Source organism: Amycolatopsis sp. w19 (genome assembly GCF_051373225.1).
Lineage (GTDB): Bacteria > Actinomycetota > Actinomycetes > Mycobacteriales > Pseudonocardiaceae > Amycolatopsis > Amycolatopsis japonica.
Map to the genome: position 1 here is coordinate 1 of NZ_JBPQFM010000022.1, position 18,725 is coordinate 18,725.

Genomic DNA, 18,725 nt, shown 5'->3' on the forward strand with positions numbered 1-18,725 from the left:
ATAGCGTCAGGGAAACGCCCGGTCCCATTCCGAACCCGGAAGCTAAGCCTGACAGCGCCGATGGTACTGCAACCGAAGGGTTGTGGGAGAGTAGGACACCGCCGGACTAACTTCAGGACAGGGTCCTGACCAGGGTCGAGAACCCCAACAGGTTCTCCCCGGTCAGGGCCCTGTCTCTTTTCATGTCCAGGCACGGACTAGAATGGTCCGTTGGCCCGCCTCGTGGTGGGCGTATGTCGAAACTTTTCAATAGTGGCAGGAGGCCAGGTGTCCGAGTTCGGTCGACGTGACTCAGATGATGGCGCGTCCGGCCGGTCGGGTCGCCGGGACGACAGTCCCCGCGGAGGCCGGTCTGACGCGCAGCGAGGTGACCGGCGCGGTTCCGCCGGCGGCAGGCAGGACCGAGGAGGCCGCGATGGCGGCTACCAGGGCCGCCCTCGTCGTGACGACCGCGGTGCCCGCGGTTCCGGCAGCTATCCCGCGCGCAGCGGCGAAGGCTCCCGCGACCAGCGCTCCGGCGGCCGGTTCGGCGGCCAGGGCCGTGACGAGAACCGCTCTCGCTACAACAACGACGACCGTCGTGGCCCCGGTGGCGGCGACCGTCGTGACGACCGGTCCGGCGGCCGGGACAGCCGGGACAGCCGGGGCGGCTACCGCGGCGGCGACAGTCGTGGCGGCTACCGCTCGGACAGCCGTAGTGGCGGGAGCGACCGTGGCGGCTACCGGTCCGACAACCGCGACAGCCGGGACAACCGCGGCGGCGACCGTGGTGGATACCGGGGCGGCAGCGACCGTGGCGGGTACCGCTCGGACAACCGGGGAGGCGAGGACCGCGGCGGCTACCGCTCGTCCGACAGCCGTCCCGAGCGTCGCTACGACAACCGTTCGGACAGCCGCTCGGACAACCGTTCCGAGGGCCGCTACGAGAAGCGTTCCGACAGCCGCCCGGCCCGTTCCGGCTACGGCTCGGACAACCGCGGCCGGTCCGACGACCGTCCCTCCGGCAACCGCTACGAAGGACGCCCCCAGGGCAAGTCCTATGGCGACCGCGACAGCCGCGACAGCCGAGGCGGCGACGACCGTCGTCCGTCCTATCGCGACCGTGACGATCGCGGCGGTTCCCGTTCCGGCGGGTACAACGGCGACCGGCGCGGCTCGGGCTCGTCCTCGGGTGACCGTCGTCCCAGCGGTGGTGGCTACGAGCGCAAGTCCTACGGCGACCGCGACAACCGCGGAGACCGTCGCCCCTCCGGCGACCGGCCGGAGAAGCGGTACGACTCCCGCGGCGGCGAAGGCCGGTTCGAGCGCAAGCGCGACGACCGTCCCCAGCGTGACCGTTCCGAGGGCCGCAAGGACTTCCGTTCCTCGCCGCGCACCGACGACAGGCCGGTCGACGACGAGACCTTGGCGCGTGAGCTGCTCGAGGCTCCGGAACTGCCCGAGGGCATCGAGTTCTCCGATCTGGACGAAGAGGTCCGCCGGGAGCTCCGCACCCTGCCCAAGGCGCTCGCGGAGACCGTCGGAAAGCACCTCGTAGCGGCCGGCGGCCTCGTCGACGAAGACCCCGAAGCCGCCATGGAGCACGCCAAGTACGCGAAGGCCAAGGCGTCGCGGGTCCCGATCGTCCGTGAGGCGCTCGGCCTGGTCGCCTACCACGCGGGCAACTGGTCCGAGGCGCTGTCGGAGCTGCGGGCCGTCCGCCGGATGACCCGCACCGACGACCACATCGCGATCATCGCTGACGCCGAGCGTGCCATCGGCCGCCCGGAGCGGGCGCTCGACCTCGCGAAGGAGGTCGACAAGGAGCGTCTGTCCAAGGCGACCCAGATCGAGCTCGCGATCGTCGCCGCCGGTGCCCGGCGCGACCTCGGTCAGCTGGACGCGGCCGTCGTCTCCCTGCAGAGCGACGACCTCAAGGCGGAGAAGCGCGACCCGTGGAGCGCCCGGCTGTTCTACGCCTACGCCGACAACCTCGCCGCGGCCGACCGCAAGGACGAGGCGATCCGCTGGTTCCTGAACGCGGCAGAGGCCGACGAGGAGGACGAGACCGACGCCGCCGAGCGCGCCGCGGAGCTCACGAATGGCTGACGCCCTGTCGGCCGGGTACGACGCGGTCCTGTTCGACCTCGACGGCACGGTCTACCACGGCAGCAAGGTGGTCCCGGGCGCACCGGAAGCGCTTCGGGCGCTCCGGGACCACGGCACGGCCGTCCGGTGGGTGACCAACAACGCCTCCAAGGCGCCCGCGGAGGTCTCCGCGCACCTGGAGGCACTCGGACTGCCCGCCACCCCCGAAGAGGTCCACACGAGCTCTCAGGCCGCCGCCGCCCTGTTGGGTGAGCGGCTGCCTCAGGGCGCGGTGGTCCTCGTCGTGGGCACGGACTCGCTGGCCGCCCAGGTCGAGTCCGTCGGCCTCAAGACGGTCCGGGAAGCCGGTCCGGACGTGGCCGCCGTGGTTCAGGGGCATTCCCCGGAGAACACTTGGGCCGCTCTCGCGGAGGCGTGCCTCGCCATCCGCGCGGGCGCGCTCTGGGTGGCGACCAACGTCGACGCCACTCTGCCGAGCGAACGCGGCCTACTGCCGGGCAACGGCTCGATGGTGGCCGCGTTGCGCCATGCCACCGGCGCCGAACCGCTGGTGGCGGGCAAGCCGGCGCCGGGACTGTTCACGACGGCGGCACGGGACGCGGGCGCGGAGCGTGCCCTCGTCGTGGGAGACCGCCTGGACACGGACATCGAGGGCGCGGTCGCGGCCGGGATCGACGCGCTCTGCGTCCTGACCGGCGTCGCCGACGCGGCGTCTCTCATCGCGGCGAGGCACCAGGAGCGTCCGCGCTACCTCGCGGCGGACCTGTCCGGGCTGAGCAGCCGGGCGGAGCTGCTCGAGATCGGGCCCAAGGAAGGCTGGCACGTCACCGCACAGGGTGACGTGCTCGAAGCCGACGGTGAAGGCGACTCCCTCGACCTGCTGCGCGCGTTGTGCGCGGCGGCCTGGGAGTCGGGGATAACCGAGGTCCGTGGTGTGGGCGACACCGCCCGCGCCGCGCTCGGCGAGCTGCGCCTCGGCTGACCAGCGCTGCTAACTTGGTGGGGTGCAAGACCACTTCCATCCCGTTCCGCGACCCCCGGTTCCCGGCCCGCCGCCGGTGCCGGGACCGCCGCCGGACCAGTTCGCGCAGCAGGACACGGATCCCCGAGCCGGGATCGACGAAGCCGTGGCGGGTCTCGACGACCTCGCGGCGCTTCCGCTTTCGGAGCACGTCGACCGTTTCGAGGCCGTGCACACCGAGCTGACGGTGGCGCTGTCCACCATCGACAAGGTCTGACCGCGTGCCCAAACGCGCCCGCCTGGACGCGGAGCTCGTCCGGCGGGGTCTCGCCCGGTCCCGGGAGCAGGCGTCGGCGCTGATCGCCGAGGGCAAGGTCACCGTGCGCGGGATGGTGGCCACCAAACCCGCGACCGGGGTCGAGTCCGGCGCGCCGATCGTGGTGCGCGACGGTGACGACCCCGGCTGGGCCTCCCGCGGCGCGCACAAACTCCTCGGCGCGCTTGAAGCCTTCACCCCGCAAGGTCTTTCCACCGAAGGAAAGCGCTGCCTCGACGCGGGCGCCTCGACCGGCGGCTTCACCGACGTCCTGCTGCGCAACGGCGCCGCCACCGTGATCGCGGCCGACGTCGGCCGCGGCCTGCTGGACTGGCGGCTGCGCACCGACGACCGTGTGGTCGTCCTCGACAAGACGAACGTCCGCAACCTGACCCCGGAAGACCTCGGCGGGCAGGTCGACCTCGTGGTCGGGGACCTCTCGTTCATCTCGCTCAAACTCGTGCTGCCCGCGCTGGCCGCCTGCGCGCGGGACGGCGCGGATCTGGTGCCGATGGTGAAACCGCAGTTCGAGGTCGGCAAGGACCGGCTCGGCAGCGGCGGCGTCGTCCGTGACCCGGAGCTGCGGGCCGAATCGGTGCTCGCCGTGCTCGCCGAGGCCGAGAAGCTGGACTTGAGCCTGCGCGGCGTCGTCGCGAGCCCGCTTCCCGGGCCGTCGGGGAACGTCGAATACTTCGTCTGGCTTACCCGCGGGGCGGGGGAGACCGCCGGCACCGACGCCGAGCGGCTCGTCCGGACCGCAGTCCTGGAGGGACCCCAATGAGCGATCGCGAGGTGCTGCTCGTCGTGCACCCGGACCGGGACGCGACCCGGGACGCCGCACGCGAGGTGTCGGCCCGGTTCGCCAAGGCCGGTGTGCGGCTGCGGGTACTCGACGAGGACGTCCGCGAGATGCTGGAGGCGGACGGCGGGATCGGCGCGCCCTGCACGGTCATGGCGCCGGAACAGGATCCGGCCGCCGGTACCGAGCTGGTGTTCGTGCTCGGCGGGGACGGCACGCTGCTGCGGGCCGCGGAACTGGCCAGGCCGAACGGCGTCCCGGTGCTCGGCGTGAACCTCGGCCGCGTCGGTTTCCTGGCCGAGGCCGATTCGGACAAGCTCGCGGACACCGTCCAGCGGGCCGTCGACGGCGACTACCAGGTCGAAGAGCGGATGACCGTCGACGTCGTCGTCACCGTCGACGGTGAAGAGACCGTCAACACGTGGGCGCTCAACGAGGCCAGTGTCGAGAAGAGCTCGCGCGAGCGGGTGCTGGACGCGCTCATCGAGGTCGACGGAAGGCCCGTGTCCTCCTTCGGCTGTGACGGCGTCCTGTGCGCCACCCCGACCGGCTCGACGGCATACGCGTTCTCCGCGGGCGGGCCGATCATCTGGCCGGACGTCCAGGCCCTGCTGGTGGTCCCGAGCAACGCGCACGCGATGTTCTCGCGGCCGCTGGTCGTCTCGCGGGACTCGGAGATCACCGTCGCCATCGATCCCGACGGTTCGCCCGCGGTCCTGACCTGCGACGGATCGCGGACCTTCGATCTTCCCGCCGGCGCGGCCGTGCGGGTCACCTGCGGCCGGGTGCCGGTGCGGCTGATCCGGTTGTGGGAAGGCCCGTTCACCGACCGGCTGGTGCACAAGTTCTCGTTGCCGATCAAGGGCTGGCGGGAGCGACACGCCCGCTGACGGATGTCATGAAAGGGCCGTTCAGGACAATTTCCGTCTTGAACGGCCCTTTCATGACGTGCCGGGTGCGGGAATGGTCGGGGTGGGCCGCTACGGTGGGCGTCGTGCTGGCCGAGATGCGCATCCAGGGCCTCGGAGTCATCGAGGACGCCCTGCTGGAACTGCACGCGGGCTTCACCGTGGTCACCGGTGAGACGGGTGCGGGCAAGACGATGGTCGTCAGCGGGTTGCACCTGCTCTCCGGCGGCCGAGCCGAAGTGTCCAAGGTGCGGACGGGAATGCTGAAGGCCTTCGTGGAAGGCCGATTCGAACTGGGCGGTGCCGAGGGCGCCACCCGGATCGTCACCGACGCCGGGGCGGAGGTCGACGAGGACGGCAGCGTCATCGCGCTGCGCGCGGTCTCGGTCGACGGCCGGTCCCGTGCCCACCTCGGCGGCCGTTCGGTGCCGGTCGGTGTGCTGGCCGATCTGTCCGAGCAGCTGATCGCGGTCCACGGGCAGAACGATCAGCTGCGGCTGCTGCGGCCCGCCGAGCAGCGCGCGGTGATCGACCGGTTCGCCGGTGAGGCCGTCACCGAGCCGCTCGAGCAGTACCGCGCGGTCCGGGACGAATGGCTCGCCGTCGTCGCCGAACTGACCGAGCGCTCCACCCGCTCACGCGAGATGGCCCAGCAGGCCGACCTGTTGCGCCACGGGCTCACCGAGATCGACGCCGTCGCGCCGGAACCCGGCGAGGACACCGAGCTCACCGAGCAGATCAAGCGGCTCGCCGCGGTCGACGAACTGCGGTCCGCGGCGAGCGCCGCGCAGGCCGCCGTCTCGGGTTCGCCCGACGGCGACCCGGACGCGCCCGGCGCGGTCGGGCTGATCGGTGAGGCGAGCCGCCACCTGACCGGCTCCGAGGACGCCGTCCTGCGTGAGCTCGGTCCCCGGCTGGACGAGGCCTCGGTGCTGTTGTCCGAAGTGGGCGCCGAGCTGGGCAGCTACCTCGAAACGCTCGACGCCGATCCCGCGTTGCTGGAGAAGGTGCTCGCGCGCCAGGCCGATCTGAAGCGGCTCACCCGCAAATACGCGGCGGACGTGGACGGCGTACTCGCCTGGGCCGACGACGCCCGTCGCCGGATGTCCACGATGGACACCTCCGAGGAGGCGCTGGCCGAACTGGCCAAGCGCCGCGACGAACTCGCCGTCACGCTGGCCGAACACGCCCTCACGCTGTCGGAGGCGCGCGTCGAGGCCGCCGCCGAGCTGGCCGAGGCGATCACCGCCGAGATGTCCGGGCTCGCCATGGGACAGGCCGAGATCGAGATCACCGTCGAGCGGCGCACCGTCGACGAGAGCGACGCGCACGCCGTGAAGGTCGGCGGCAGGCTCGTGCACGCCGGGCCGGACGGCGTCGACGACGTCGAGTTGCTGCTGCGGGCGCACAACGGCGCCCCGCCGCTCCCGGTGCACAAGGCCGCTTCCGGCGGTGAGCTTTCCCGCGTGATGCTGGCGATCGAGGTCGTCCTCGCGCACGCGGACACCGTGCAGACACTGGTGTTCGACGAGGTCGACGCCGGGGTCGGCGGCCGCGCGGCGGTCGAGATCGGCAGGCGGCTCGCGCGGCTGGCGCGCAGCCACCAGGTCCTGGTGGTCACGCACCTGCCGCAGGTGGCCGCGTTCGCCGATCAGCATCTGGTCGTGGACAAGGGCACCAGCGGCGGAGTGACCCGCAGCGGGGTGCGCGTGCTCGAACAGTCGGAGCGCGTCGTCGAGCTCGCGCGCATGCTCGCCGGGATGGAAAGCACCGAAACCGGCCGGGCGCACGCGGAAGAACTGCTCGCCGTCGCCGAGGCCGACAAGAGCGCGCCGGACAAGCCCAAAGCCCGTCGCGGTGGGAAGCGGAAGAAGGCGAAGTAGTGCCTGTCGCGACCGGGTAGCCCGATCCGGTGTGGGTTAATCGGCGTGTTTCCATCGGCGTGGCGGACACGGAAGCCCGCGCGGATTTGTCACTATCGGTCGCATGAAGCTCACCGGCTTGCTCTCGCGTAACCAAGAGACCCTCCCCGGGATCACCGGCGTCGCCAGGGTCGACAGGCGTACGCGTGAGCTGCTCCGCCGGCTGAGCCCTGGCGACATCGTCGTTCTCGACCAGCTCGACCTCGACCGGTCGACGGCCGATGCCTTGGTGGAGGCCGAAGTCGCGGCGGTGGTGAACGCCTCGCCGTCGATCTCCGGCCGGTTCCCCAACCTGGGCCCGGAGATCCTGCTCGAGGCCGGGATCCCGCTGGTCGATTCGGTCGGCGGCGAACTGCTGCGCAAGGTCAAGGACGGCACGAAACTCCGTCTGCACGAGGGCGTCGTCTACATCGGAGAGCGGCAGCTCGGCTCGGGTGTCCAGCAGACGCGGGAAAGCGTCGCGGACCAGATGATCGAGGCCAAGGCCGGGATGTCCACCCAGCTCGAGGCGTTCTCCGCGAACACGATCGAATTCCTCCGCCGGGAACGCAGCCTCATCCTGGACGGCGTCGGCGTCCCGGAGATCCGTGTCCCGCTGCGGGATCGGCACGCCCTGGTGGTCGCGGGCGGCAACGGGCACGCCGAAGACCTCAAGAAGCTGAAGAAGTACATCTCCGAGCACCGGCCGGTGCTGATCGGGGTCGACGCCGGGGCCGACACCTTGCGCGCGCAGGGTTATCAGCCGGACGTCATCGTCGGTGACCCGCACGGGATCGGCGCCGAGACGTTGCGCAGCGGTGGCGAGGTCGTGGTCCCGGCGCAGCCGGACGGGCACGCGCCGGGGGTCGAGCGCATCCAGGACCTCGGGATCGGCGCGGTCACCTTCCCCGCGACGGGCAACGCCGAGGATCTGGCGTTGCTGCTGGCCGACGCGCACGAGGCGAGCCTGGTGGTCACCGTCGGATTCCAGGCGACACTGCGGGAATTCCTCGACCACGGCCGGTCCGGGTCGAATCCGTCGACGTTCCTCACCAGGCTCAAACTCGGCACGAAACTGGTCGACGGCAAGGCGGTCGCGACCCTGCACCGCAGCCGGGTGTCCATCGGCGCCATCGTCCTGCTGGTCGTCGCGGCCTTGGTGGCCGTCGCGGCCGCGCTGCTGGTGTCCGATGTGGGTTCGGTGTACCTCGACTGGATCCGCGACACCTGGAACTCGTTCATCGCCTGGGGCAAGGGACTCTTCACGTGATTTCACTGCGGTACCACATCGTTTCCATCGCCGCCTGCTTCCTGGCGCTCGCCATCGGCGTGGTGCTCGGGTCGACGGCGCTGAACGGTTCCCTGCTTTCGGGTCTCGCCAGCCAGAAGGAGGATCTGGGTTCCCAGGTCGCGGATCTGGAGGCACAGCGCAATTCGCTCAACGCCAGGCTCGGCGACGCGGACGCGTTCGCCGGCGTGATGGGGCCGAAGGTCGTCGCGGGGCAGCTGGACAAGCGTTCGGTGGTGCTGGTGACCACCGAGGACGCGAAGCCCGCGGACCGCGACGCGCTCAAGCAGCTCGTGGGTCAGGCCGGTGCCTCGGTCACCGGTGAGATCCAGCTGACCGAGGCGTTCTCCGACCCGATGCGGTCGGATCAGTTGCGTGACGTCGTGTCGCGTCTGCAGCCGGCCGGTGTCCAGTTCCCGACCGCGGGCGACCCGGGCACCCTCGCCGGCGCGCTGATCGGCTCCGTGGCGTTGCTGAACAAGGACAACGCGCAGCCGCAGTCCACCCCGGTGGAGCTGGCGGCCGCGCTCGGCGGGCTCACCGACGGCGGTTTCCTCAAGACCGGCGGGGACGTGAAGCCCGCCCAGCTCGCGATCGTGCTCACCGGCTCCAAGTACACCGGTGACGGCGCCGGTGACCGCGCCTCGACCATCGCGCGGTTCGCCGCGCAGCTCGACCGTTCCGGTGCGGGCACCGTCCTGGCGGGCGACGCGGGATCCGCCGACGGCACCGGTGCGATCGGCGTCGTGCGTGCCGACACCTCGTCGACCTCCATCCTGTCCACTGTGGACAACGCGGAGACCGCGGCTGGCCGGGTCACCACGATCATGGCGCTGCGGGAGCAGCTCGAAGGCGGCGCCGGGCGCTACGGCATCGCGGGCAACGCCCAGGCTCCCGCCCCCGGGATCGCCGCCGCCGGCAACTGACCCCCTTTCGCATTTCGTCCTCTGGATGCGGTACCCGGGCGAAGTGCCCGCTGTGGTGAAGGGGTCTTTCATCACATCGGATGCGGGGAAAGCTCCCTTCATTCCCGGCGCTGGCGGCCCGGCTCGGTGGGACGGGTTCGCCCGGACAACCGTGTCGCGAAAGCCACTTTCGGGACATCAGACGTCGCGAAAGTGGCTTTCGCGACACGCCTTGGCGGCGAGGCACGCCACCCTCGCGTCACCCCTCGGCAATGCGGGGCCAGAGGCGGGTTTTCGGGAGCGGGCGTGCGTAGGAACCGGCCCGGCTGGTCTTGAGGTCGAGAGCGACAAGGGATTCCGCCAGGCGGACGGCGGCGGCGACGCCGTCGATCACCGGGATGTCCAGCATCGCCGAGATGCGGCGATCGAGGCCGGTCATCCCGGCGCAGCCGAGGACCAGGACCTCCGCCCCCGCGTCGCGGGCGAGCCGTCCGGCGGTCAGCAAAGCCGATTCCGTCCGGCGTTCGTCGGTCAGTTCGAGCACGCCGAGCCCCGCACCGAGGACGCCGACACAGTTCTGCGCGACGCCCGCGGCATGCAGGCTGTCCTCGATGAGCCCGCACGTCCGGTCCAATGTGGTCACGACGCCGTAGCGTCTTCCCAGCAGACAGGCCAGATGCGCGGCGGCCTCGGTGATGTCGACGACCGGGACGTCGAGCAGTTCCCTGGCGCCTTCCCGTCCGTGCTCGCCGAAACCGGCCATCACGAGCGCGTCGAAGGGCTCGTCCAGCCCGTTGAGTAGGTCGAGGACGGCCGCGGCGCTCAGGAAGCTGTCCAGCCAGCCTTCGGCGGATTCCGGGCCCCACAGCGGTGTTCTGGCCAGGATCTCGGTGCCGGGACTCGCGGCGGCGCGGGCGCCCGCCTCGATCTCCTTGGTCATCGCCTCGGTGGTGTTGCAGTTGGTGACCAGGATCCGCATCACGCGACCCGCTGCTTGCGTGACACCACGAAGTAGAGGGCCGCGGCGGAAGCGGTGCCGATGAACCACGAGTACGGCGCGGCGGGGGCGAAGAACGGCATCAGCGCGATGATCGCGGACAGCGCCGCCGTGGGCAGGAAGGTGACCATCGCCCGCGGGTTGAACCCGCGTTTGTAGTGGTACGGCGAATCGGGTCCGGTCACGAACAGCTTGTCCACGTCGATCCGGCCGCGTTTCACCAGGTAGTAGTCCACGATCATGATGCCGAACAGCGGGCCGAGGAAGGCCCCGAGGCCGCCGAGGAAGTAGTTGACCACCGCGGGCGAGGAGTACAGCTTCCACGGCAGCACGCACAACGCCGCGACCGCGCTGATCATCCCGCCGACGGTGAAGGTGATCCGTTTCGGCCAGATGTTGGCCAGGTCGTAGGCGGGGGAGACGAAGTTCGCGACGATGTTCACGCCCATGGTGGCGATCGCGAAGGTCAGCGCGCCGATGATCAGCACAGGCGTGTTGTCGATGCGGGCCAGCAGTTCGGCGGGGTCGGTGATGGCCTCACCGAACACCTGCAGACTGCCGGCGGTCACCAGTACCGACAGCAGGGCGAACGCCGTCGAGTTGATCGGCAGACCCCAGAAGTTCCCGCGCCGCACCGTTTTCTGGTTCGGGGCGAACCGGGAGAAGTCACAGAAGTTGAGCATCAGCGTGCCGTAGATGGACAGGATCAGGCCCACGGCGCCGAACCATTGCCGTACTTGCTCCCCTGTGGACAGTGCCTTCGGGTTGCTGGTCAACGAGATGTTCCAGTCGGCGGCGGCCAGCACCCACCCGGCGAGCGCGATCATCACCACCCAGATACCCGGACCGCACCAGTCCTGGAACTTGCGCACGGCCTCCATGCCGCGGGTGAGCACGAGAGCCTGCGCGAGCCACAGCGCGATGAAGCAGATCCAGCCGAGCGCGTGCAGACCGAGGAAGCCCACCTCTGTCAACGGTTTCAGCCCCGGATCGATCGCGAGCACGAGCAGCGTGATGGCCACGGACGCGAGATAGGTCTGGATGCCGTACCAGAAGATCGCGATGATCGCGCGGATCAGCGCGGGCAGGTTCGCGCCGAAGGTACCGAAGCTGATGCGGGCGACGACGGGGAAGGGGACGCCCGTCTTCTGGCCGATCCGGCCCATGAGGTTCATGCCGAAGTAGATGAGCACGAAACCGGTCAGCAGGGCGGTGAACACCTGCCACGCCGAGAGCCCGAGGACGAACAGGCCCGCCGCGAAGGTGTAGTTGCCGAGGTTGTGCACGTCCGACATCCACAGCGCGAAGATGTCGTAGACCTTCCAGCGGCGTTCTTTCGCCGGCGCGAGATCTTCGTTCCAGAGCCGGGGATCGGCGTTCTCGGTGGTAGGCGCTTCGGACCGGGTTGCTGGGGCGGCGGTCATGCGGGCCTCCGATCGACGGGGAGTCCGGTCGATTTGGTATCCCAAAATTTGGCATCCCAAATATCACCCCGCGGTGGCCCGTCGTCAAGGTTTCTGCCGATAAACTCGGGTTACGAGCTGTTACGGCGGTGTTGAAGAGGGGGGTCAGGTGGCCGAGGAAGGACAGCGTCAGCCGCTGGCCGCGACCCGGCAACGGGTCCGCGACGAGCTGCGTGAACGTATCCTCGCCGGACGGCTGAAGCCGGGGGACAGGCTGGTCGAACGCGAACTCGCCGAGGATCTCGGCGTCTCGCGCGTGCCGGTGCGCGAAGCCATCCGCAGCCTGGAGGCCGAAGGATTCCTCGCCGTCCAGTCGCCCCGCCGGATCGTCGTGCGTCAGCTGGCCAAGGCCGACGTCGAGGAGCTCTTCGACGTCCGTGAGGCGCTCGAAGGACTCGCCGCCGGGCTGGCCGCCGAACGGGCGGGCAAGGCCGAGCTTCGCGCGCTCGAACGGCTGCTCACCGACGCCGCCCGCGCGACCGAGAGCGGCGACCCGGCCCGGATCACCCAGCTCAACACCCGCTTTCACGACCAGATCGTCGCGCTCGCGGGCAACGGCCTCCTGCACGAGATCCTCCGGCCGCTCGAGGGCAGGCTGCGCTGGCTGACCAGCCAGAACGAACACTGGGGCGAACTGCTCGACGAGCACCGCCGCCTCTACGACGCGATCGCTTCGGGTGACGCCGACCGCGCGCGGGCCCATGCCGTCGAGCATGTGCGGGTCAACCGCGAAGTGACGTTGAAGACGCTGTTCCCCGAGGATGGCGGAGAACGCTCCGCGGGCTGAATCGGACATGTCAGACTCGCGGACATGATCACCGACGAACAACGGGCCGCCCGCACCGCGCGGGCGGTGGCCGCCGCGGTCTCCGCGGGACGCGACCTGGGTATCACCGCCACCGAACCCGAGGTCCTGTACGACGTTTTCTCCGTCATCGTGCGGCTGGCGCCTTCGCCGGTCGTCGTGCGGGTGCCGGCCGTGCTGCCGCGCACGACGACACCGGAGACGCAGCTGACCGATCAGCGGCGTGAGCTCGCCGTCGCCGGCTGGCTCGGCGAGAAGGGGCTTCCGGTCGTCAAGCCGAGCCCGCTCGCGCCTGCGGAACCGGTTCAGCGCGACGGTTTCTCGATGACCTTCTGGGAACTGATCGAGTTCGTCGAGGACGCCAACCTCGCCGTGGAGCGCTCGGCCGAGCTCGTCGCGAAACTGCACGCGACGCTCCGCGACTATCCCGGCGAGCTCGCGTTCCTGAACGGGCTCGACCCGTTCATCCCCGACGGTCTCGCGCAGCTCGAAGGCAGGCCTGACCTGCTCGACGCGGGCGACCTCGACCGCGCGCGCCGCGAATGGGAGGTCTTCCGGCCGCTGCTGGAATCGGAGGAGGCCTTCGCCAAGGCGTTCCCGAACGCCACCGTGCAACCGGTCCACGGCGACTCGCCGGGCTACAACCTGATCGTCACCACCGAAGGCGAGCTGTACTCCGACTTCGAACTGGTCAACCGCGGCCCGATCGAACGCGACCTCGCCTTCAACGGCCCCGAAGGCATCGCGGCCTACAACGCCGCCGCCGTCGAACTCGGTCTGCGCGAGGTCGACGAAGACGTGCTGCGGACCTTCGAGGGGCTGGGCCTGCTTCAGGTGGTCGCCTGCTTGTCGATGGCGCCCGAGCTGCCGATGCTGGTCGACGGCATGAAACCGATGATCGACCAGTGGCGGAGCACCCCCTTTGCCGGAGGGCTCGCTTAGCCGAGCATCGAGGTCCAGGCATCGGCGAATCCGGGGAAGGTCTTCCCGACCGTCCCCGGGTTCTCCACCTCCACGCCCTCGACCTTCAGGCCGAGTACCGCGGCCGCCATCACCAGCCGGTGATCGTCGTAGGTGTGGAACTTCCCGCCGTGCAGCGGCGCCGGCGTGATCCGCAGACCGTCCTCGGTTTCGCGGACGTCGGCGCCGAGCGACGACAGTTCGGTGGCGAGCGCCGTTAACCGGTCGGTCTCGTGACCGCGCAGATGCGCCACCCCGGAGATGACCGACGGTCCCTCGGCGAGGCACAGCAGCGCCGCGATCACCGGCGTGAGCTCGCCGACGTCGTGCAGATCCAGTTCGACGCCGGGGATCGCGCCGCTGCCAGTGACCGTCAGGCCGCCCTCGTCGAGTTCGACGGTCGCGCCTAGGAGGGGAAGCAGGCTGCGTAGCCAGTCACCGGGCTGAGTCGTCCGCTGCGGCCAGCCCGCGATCCGCACCGTGCCGCCGGTCGCCACCGCGGCGGCGACGAACGGCGCCGCCGTCGAGAGGTCCGGCTCGACGATGTACTCGGGGCAGGAGAGCCGTGTCGGGGCGACGTGGAACTCGGTGCCCTCGCGGTCCACAGTGGCCCCGAACCGGCGCAGCATCTCGACCGTCATCGCGATATGCGGTTCGCTCGGCACCTGGCCGCCCACGAGGCGCACGGTGACACCCTGCTGGAACGACGGCCCGGCGAGCAGCAGCGCGGACAGGAACTGGCTCGACGCCGAGGAGTCCAGATCGACCCTGCCGCCCCGCAGACCGCCTTCACCGTGGACGGTGAAGGGCGGCGCCTCGCGGCGGTCGTCGTCGATACGGGCGCCGAGGTCGCGCAGCGCCTTCAGCAGCGGCCCGATCGGACGGCGGCGGATGGCCTCGTCGCCGTCGAACAGCGCCGGGCCGGTACCCAGCGCGGCGAGCGCTGGGGTGAACCGGGCGACCGTGCCCGCGTTGCCGAGTTCCACCCGGACGGTCTCGTCGGGATGGACGCGGCCGGGGCCGAGCGGATGCACGAGGTAGCCGCCGATGCTGCCCTGCGAGTGGGCGCCGAGGGCGTAGATGGCGCCGAGCATGAGGCGCGCGTCCCGGGAGTCGAGCGGGGTCCGCACCCGCGTCGGCGCGCTGGCGAGCGCGGCGAGGACGTAGGCCCGGTTGGTGATCGACTTCGAACCGGGGACGCGGATGTCCGCGTCGAGCGGGCCTTCCGCGACCGGTGCGGTCCAGGTGTCGTGCGCGTCTGTCACGCCGCGAGGGTAGCGGTTTTCCACTCCATCGGACGCTTGCGGCGTGGCCGATGAGCGCTACGGCGGGCGTGCGATAAGGTGGAAGCCCGTGGGACTTCAGTCGCGGGCTACCAAGTATGTCTTTGTCACCGGAGGCGTTGCCTCCTCTCTGGGTAAGGGACTCACGGCTTCCAGCCTGGGTCAGCTCCTTACCGCACGTGGGCTCCGGGTCACGATGCAGAAGCTGGATCCGTACCTCAACGTCGATCCGGGCACGATGAACCCGTTCCAGCACGGTGAGGTGTTCGTCACCGACGACGGCGCCGAAACCGATCTGGACATCGGGCACTACGAGCGTTTTCTCGACCGGGCTCTCGACGGCAAGGCGAACGTCACCACCGGGCAGGTGTACTCCGAGGTGATCGCCAAGGAGCGCCGCGGTGAGTACCTCGGCGACACCGTGCAGGTCATCCCGCACATCACCGACGAGATCAAGGCGAGGATCACCGCCGCGGCGGGCGCCGACGAGGACGGGAACAGCCCGGACGTCGTGATCACCGAGGTCGGCGGCACCGTGGGCGACATCGAGTCGCTGCCGTTCCTGGAGGCCTGCCGTCAGGTCCGCCACGACGTCGGCCGCGACCAGTGCTTCTTCCTCCACGTCTCGCTGGTCCCGTACCTCGCCCCGTCGGGTGAGCTCAAGACCAAGCCGACCCAGCATTCGGTCGCCGCGCTGCGCAACATCGGCATCCAGCCCGACGCGCTCGTCTGCCGCGCCGACCGGGAGCTGCCCGAGGACCTCAAGCGCAAGATCGGCCTGATGTGCGACGTCGACACCGAAGCCGTCATCGCCTGCCCCGACGCGCCGTCGATCTACGACATCCCGAAGGTGCTGCACCGTGAGGCGCTCGACGCCTACGTGGTGCGCCGTCTCGGGCTGCCGTTCCGCGACGTCGACTGGACCGTGTGGGGCGACCTGCTCGACCGCGTGCACAACCCGTCGGAGACGGTGCGGGTCGCGCTCGTCGGCAAGTACATCGACCTGCCGGACGCGTACCTGTCGGTCACCGAGGCGCTGCGCGCGGGCGGGTTCGCCCACCGCGCCAAGGTCCAGATCGAGTGGGTCCCCTCGGACTCCTGCGAGACCCCGGCCGGTGCGGCCGCGGCACTGTCCGATGTGGACGGTGTGCTGGTGCCGGGCGGTTTCGGCGTCCGCGGTATCGAGGGCAAGGTCGGCGCCATCGCCTACGCCCGCACCCACGGGCTGCCGCTGCTGGGCCTGTGTCTCGGCCTGCAGTGCATGGTGATCGACGCGGCGCGGAACCTGGCGGGTATCAAGGACGCGAACTCGGCCGAGTTCGAGGACGGCCCGAACCCGGTCATCTCGACGATGGCCGACCAGCGCGACGTCGTCGCGGGTGAGCGCGACATGGGCGGCACGATGCGTCTGGGCGCCTACGTCGCGAAGCTCAAGCCGGGCTCGCAGGTCGCGAAGGCGTACGGCAGCACCGAGGTCTCCGAGCGGCACCGTCACCGCTACGAGGTCAACAACGCCTACCGCAAGCGCCTTTCCGACGCCGGTCTGGTGTTCTCGGGTACCTCGCCCGACGACCGCCTGGTCGAATTCGTGGAGCTGCCCGCCGACAAGCACCCGTTCTTCGTCGGCACCCAGGCGCACCCGGAGCTCAAGAGCCGCCCGACCCGGCCGCACCCGCTGTTCAGCGCGTTCGTGAAGGCCGTCGTGGACCGCAAGGTCGCCGAGCGGCTGCCGGTCGAGCTGCCCGAGACGGCTCAGACGGGAGCCCGGTGACCGAGCCAGGCAAGCACGAGTTCACCGTCGCGTCCACAAGGGACGTCCACATCGGACGTGTCGTGGGGCTGCGGGTCGACGAGGTCGTGATGCCCGGCGGCGGCACCGCCCGCCGCGAGGTCGTCGAGCACCTCGGCGCGGTCGCCGTCGTCGCGCTGGACGCGGACGGCGCGGTGACGCTGATCCACCAGTACCGCCACCCGATCGGGCGGCGGCTGTGGGAACTGCCCGCCGGGCTGATCGACAAGGCGGGGGAGGACCCCGTCGGCGCGGCCAAACGCGAACTGGTCGAGGAGGTCGGGCTCAGCGCCGAGCGCTGGGAGACCTTGGTCGACGTCGCGGCGTCGCCCGGCTTCACCGACGAGGTCGTCCGCGTCTACCTCGCCCGCGAACTGTCCGAAGTGGACAGGGAGATGCTCGGCGAGGAGGAGGCCGACCTCGTCATGCGGAAGTTCCCGCTCGCCGAGGCGGTCCGGATGGCGCTGGCGGGCGAGCTGGTGAACGGGGCGACCGTCGGTGGCGTGCTCGCCGCGCACGCGGTGCTTTCGGGGGCGGCCTCGTCGCGGCCTTCGGACGCTCCTTGGGAGGACAGGCCGACGAAGTTCGCTTCGCGCGGCCTTTGACGCTCGTGATTGGCCTTTGAAGTACATGAAGGCCCCCTTCGTTGCGCTAGACGCAGTGAAGGGGGCCTTCATGTACTTGGGTGGGTGTGAAGGACTCCCGGGGCAGGGGCTCAGTCGCGGAGACGGCGGCCCTGCGCGTCCGTGCCGCCGTTCGCCAGCAGCACGATCCCGTCGACCATCGGCCAGACCACCCCGATGCCGCAGGTGACCAGCACGACCGCCAGCTGGCCGAGGGCGAGACCGATGTGGCCGGTGTAGAACCGCCCGATCCCGAACGGCAGCACGATCTGCAGCACCCCGGCGGCGATCTTCGACTTCGGCGAGTAGGGCAGGACCGCGGCGGGCCGCTGATACACGGGCACGAACGGCGGCGGGTCGAACCGCGGCGCCAGGTACTTCGGGAGCGGCGCGGGCAGATCCTGGAACAGCGGCCGGAGTTCGCCGAGCGTCACGGCCTCATACGCGGCGAGGACGCGGCCCTCGTACTCGTCCGGGGTGAGCCTGCCCTGGCTGTAATGGTCGCCGAGCAGCCGCGCGGCCTCTTCGCGCTCGGCCGTGCCGACGCGCATCTCCTCCGGGTCCGGTTGCTGCGACATGCTCCCAAGGTAGCCCGTTTCACACCCGCGGCGCGGTACGCGCGGCGAACCCCCGATCGGGTCGCGGGTGGTCCTAGAGTGTCCGTGTGTCACGGGCCGGCGGTAGCGGAGTCGCCCAGGTGGTCGCCGCTTACCTCGACCATCTGGTGGTCGAGCGCGGAACCGCGAGGAACACCCTCGACAGCTACTCCCGTGACCTGCGCCGGTACACCGCGTACCTCGGCGACGCGGACGTCGAGCGCTTCGCCGACGTCACCTCCGCGCACATCACCTCGTTCGGCGCGGCGCTGCGCGAGGGCGACGAAGAGCATCGGCCGCTGGCCGCGTCCTCGGCGGCCCGCGCGCTGGTCGCGGTGCGGGGGTTGCACAAGTTCGCGCACGCGGACGGCATCACCGAGAACGACCCGGCCCGTGAGGTCCGCCCGCCCGCCGCGGCCAAACGGCTGCCCAAGGCGCTGCCGGTCGGCGACGTGCTGAAGCTGCTGGAAACCCCACCGCCCGAGGGCGAACGGCCGCTGAGGGACCGGGCGCTGCTGGAACTGCTCTACTCCACCGGCGCGCGGATCTCCGAGGCCGTCGGGCTCGACGTCGACGACATCGACGACGCCGAACGGACCGTGCTGCTCGACGGAAAGGGCGGCAAACAGCGCATCGTGCCGATCGGCCGTCCCGCGCTGGAAGCGGTGCACGCGTACCTCGTCCGCGCGCGGCCCGCCCTCGCCACCCATGGCCGGGGGACGCCGGCGATGTTCCTGAACGCCCGCGGCTCCAGGCTTTCCCGGCAGAGCGCGTGGCAGGTTCTCAAGGACACCGCGGAATCCGCCGGGATCACGGCGGGCGTTTCGCCGCACACGTTGCGCCATTCCTTCGCCACGCATCTGCTCGAAGGCGGCGCAGACGTCCGCGTCGTGCAGGAACTGCTCGGCCACGCTTCCGTGACCACCACCCAGGTGTACACGCTGGTCACGGTCAACACGCTCCGCGAGGTTTACGCGACAGCACATCCCCGCGCGCTCGGCTAATCGACCCGGTCGATCCCGGCGTGCCTCGTTGGCTCGACT

17 protein-coding genes and 1 rRNA gene are annotated in these 18,725 nt (G+C 70.5%); 14 read left to right on the top strand and 4 right to left on the bottom strand.

Annotation, left to right across the window (positions count from 1 at the left end; all coding sequences use genetic code 11):
- The 9 genes from rrf to ACSMFO_RS32510 all read left to right on the top strand — a co-directional run.
- Positions 1-107, top strand: a 5S ribosomal RNA gene (gene rrf, locus ACSMFO_RS32470); the annotation flags it as partial.
- Positions 108-267: 160 nt separating this feature from the next.
- A complete protein-coding gene (locus tag ACSMFO_RS32475) occupies positions 268-2,088 on the top strand; it encodes a hypothetical protein (protein WP_436461623.1) in 1,821 nt (606 codons plus the stop codon).
- Positions 2,081-3,070, top strand: coding sequence for an HAD-IIA family hydrolase (locus ACSMFO_RS32480; protein ID WP_436461624.1), 990 nt, complete (start codon positions 2,081-2,083; stop codon positions 3,068-3,070). Before ACSMFO_RS32475 ends, ACSMFO_RS32480 begins: the two co-directional genes overlap by 8 nt.
- 76 nt (positions 3,071-3,146) lie before the next feature.
- Positions 3,147-3,326 carry a hypothetical protein gene (locus ACSMFO_RS32485; protein ID WP_038511536.1) on the top strand — a complete coding sequence of 60 codons (180 nt, stop codon included), beginning with the start codon at positions 3,147-3,149 and terminating at the stop codon, positions 3,324-3,326.
- A gap of 4 nt (positions 3,327-3,330) precedes the next feature.
- Complete coding sequence (locus ACSMFO_RS32490) at positions 3,331-4,146, top strand: TlyA family RNA methyltransferase (protein ID WP_038511538.1); 816 nt, start codon at positions 3,331-3,333, stop codon at positions 4,144-4,146.
- On the top strand, positions 4,143-5,054 hold the full coding sequence (locus ACSMFO_RS32495) for an NAD kinase (RefSeq protein ID WP_037303235.1): 912 nt from the start codon (positions 4,143-4,145) through the stop codon (positions 5,052-5,054). Before ACSMFO_RS32490 ends, ACSMFO_RS32495 begins: the two co-directional genes overlap by 4 nt.
- Before the next feature lie 104 nt (positions 5,055-5,158).
- On the top strand, positions 5,159-6,955 hold the full coding sequence (gene recN / locus ACSMFO_RS32500) for a DNA repair protein RecN (RefSeq protein ID WP_073844730.1): 1,797 nt from the start codon (positions 5,159-5,161) through the stop codon (positions 6,953-6,955).
- 103 nt (positions 6,956-7,058) lie between these two features.
- On the top strand, positions 7,059-8,243 hold the full coding sequence (steA, locus tag ACSMFO_RS32505) for a putative cytokinetic ring protein SteA (protein ID WP_436461625.1): 1,185 nt from the start codon (positions 7,059-7,061) through the stop codon (positions 8,241-8,243).
- Entirely contained in the window at positions 8,240-9,187 is a 948-nt protein-coding gene (locus ACSMFO_RS32510) for a copper transporter (protein WP_436461626.1), read from the top strand. Before steA ends, ACSMFO_RS32510 begins: the two co-directional genes overlap by 4 nt.
- Before the next feature lie 238 nt (positions 9,188-9,425).
- Here the strand turns inward: ACSMFO_RS32510 and ACSMFO_RS32515 are convergent, their stop codons facing one another.
- Both ACSMFO_RS32515 and ACSMFO_RS32520 read right to left on the bottom strand, forming a co-directional pair.
- Positions 9,426-10,145: an aspartate/glutamate racemase family protein gene (locus ACSMFO_RS32515; protein ID WP_436461627.1), complete on the bottom strand. Its 720-nt coding sequence runs from the start codon at positions 10,143-10,145 to the stop codon at positions 9,426-9,428.
- Positions 10,145-11,587, bottom strand: a complete 1,443-nt coding sequence (locus ACSMFO_RS32520) for an NCS1 family nucleobase:cation symporter-1 (RefSeq protein WP_436461628.1) — start codon at positions 11,585-11,587, stop codon at positions 10,145-10,147. The genes ACSMFO_RS32515 and ACSMFO_RS32520 overlap by 1 nt, the downstream gene beginning before the upstream one ends.
- Before the next feature lie 148 nt (positions 11,588-11,735).
- On the opposite strand from ACSMFO_RS32520, the gene ACSMFO_RS32525 reads away from it, so the two are divergent.
- Both ACSMFO_RS32525 and ACSMFO_RS32530 read left to right on the top strand, forming a co-directional pair.
- Entirely contained in the window at positions 11,736-12,413 is a 678-nt protein-coding gene (locus ACSMFO_RS32525; RefSeq protein WP_038511546.1) for a GntR family transcriptional regulator, read from the top strand.
- Between the two features lie 24 nt (positions 12,414-12,437).
- On the top strand, positions 12,438-13,373 hold the full coding sequence (locus tag ACSMFO_RS32530) for an aminoglycoside phosphotransferase family protein (RefSeq protein WP_436461629.1): 936 nt from the start codon (positions 12,438-12,440) through the stop codon (positions 13,371-13,373).
- Here ACSMFO_RS32530 and aroA read toward each other — a convergent pair.
- Complete coding sequence (gene aroA, locus ACSMFO_RS32535; RefSeq protein ID WP_436461630.1) at positions 13,370-14,656, bottom strand: 3-phosphoshikimate 1-carboxyvinyltransferase; 1,287 nt, start codon at positions 14,654-14,656, stop codon at positions 13,370-13,372. The genes ACSMFO_RS32530 and aroA overlap by 4 nt on opposite strands.
- An 88-nt stretch (positions 14,657-14,744) precedes the next feature.
- On the opposite strand from aroA, the gene ACSMFO_RS32540 reads away from it, so the two are divergent.
- The gene (locus ACSMFO_RS32540; protein WP_436461631.1) at positions 14,745-16,445 is read left to right on the top strand and encodes a CTP synthase; all 1,701 of its coding nucleotides are present in this window, start codon (positions 14,745-14,747) and stop codon (positions 16,443-16,445) included.
- A complete protein-coding gene (locus ACSMFO_RS32545; protein WP_240593128.1) occupies positions 16,442-17,068 on the top strand; it encodes an NUDIX domain-containing protein in 627 nt (208 codons plus the stop codon). Before ACSMFO_RS32540 ends, ACSMFO_RS32545 begins: the two co-directional genes overlap by 4 nt.
- 110 nt (positions 17,069-17,178) lie before the next feature.
- On the opposite strand, the gene ACSMFO_RS32550 is transcribed toward ACSMFO_RS32545, so the two are convergent.
- Positions 17,179-17,664: a DUF1707 domain-containing protein gene (locus ACSMFO_RS32550; RefSeq protein ID WP_038511555.1), complete on the bottom strand. Its 486-nt coding sequence runs from the start codon at positions 17,662-17,664 to the stop codon at positions 17,179-17,181.
- Between the two features lie 119 nt (positions 17,665-17,783).
- Here ACSMFO_RS32550 and xerD point away from each other — a divergent pair, with 119 nt between their 5' ends.
- The gene (gene xerD / locus ACSMFO_RS32555) at positions 17,784-18,686 is read left to right on the top strand and encodes a site-specific tyrosine recombinase XerD (protein ID WP_037348132.1); all 903 of its coding nucleotides are present in this window, start codon (positions 17,784-17,786) and stop codon (positions 18,684-18,686) included.
- The last annotated feature ends 39 nt before the right edge of the window (positions 18,687-18,725 follow it).

Coding starts and splice junctions, on each gene's coding strand:
- ACSMFO_RS32550 (WP_038511555.1), bottom strand. CDS start 17,664: ATGTCGCAGCAACCGGACCCGGAGGAGATGCGCGTCGGCACGGCCGAG.
- steA (WP_436461625.1), top strand. CDS start 7,059: ATGAAGCTCACCGGCTTGCTCTCGCGTAACCAAGAGACCCTCCCCGGG.
- ACSMFO_RS32520 (WP_436461628.1), bottom strand. CDS start 11,587: ATGACCGCCGCCCCAGCAACCCGGTCCGAAGCGCCTACCACCGAGAAC.
- ACSMFO_RS32495 (WP_037303235.1), top strand. CDS start 4,143: ATGAGCGATCGCGAGGTGCTGCTCGTCGTGCACCCGGACCGGGACGCG.
- ACSMFO_RS32480 (WP_436461624.1), top strand. CDS start 2,081: ATGGCTGACGCCCTGTCGGCCGGGTACGACGCGGTCCTGTTCGACCTC.
- ACSMFO_RS32530 (WP_436461629.1), top strand. CDS start 12,438: ATGATCACCGACGAACAACGGGCCGCCCGCACCGCGCGGGCGGTGGCC.
- ACSMFO_RS32515 (WP_436461627.1), bottom strand. CDS start 10,145: ATGCGGATCCTGGTCACCAACTGCAACACCACCGAGGCGATGACCAAG.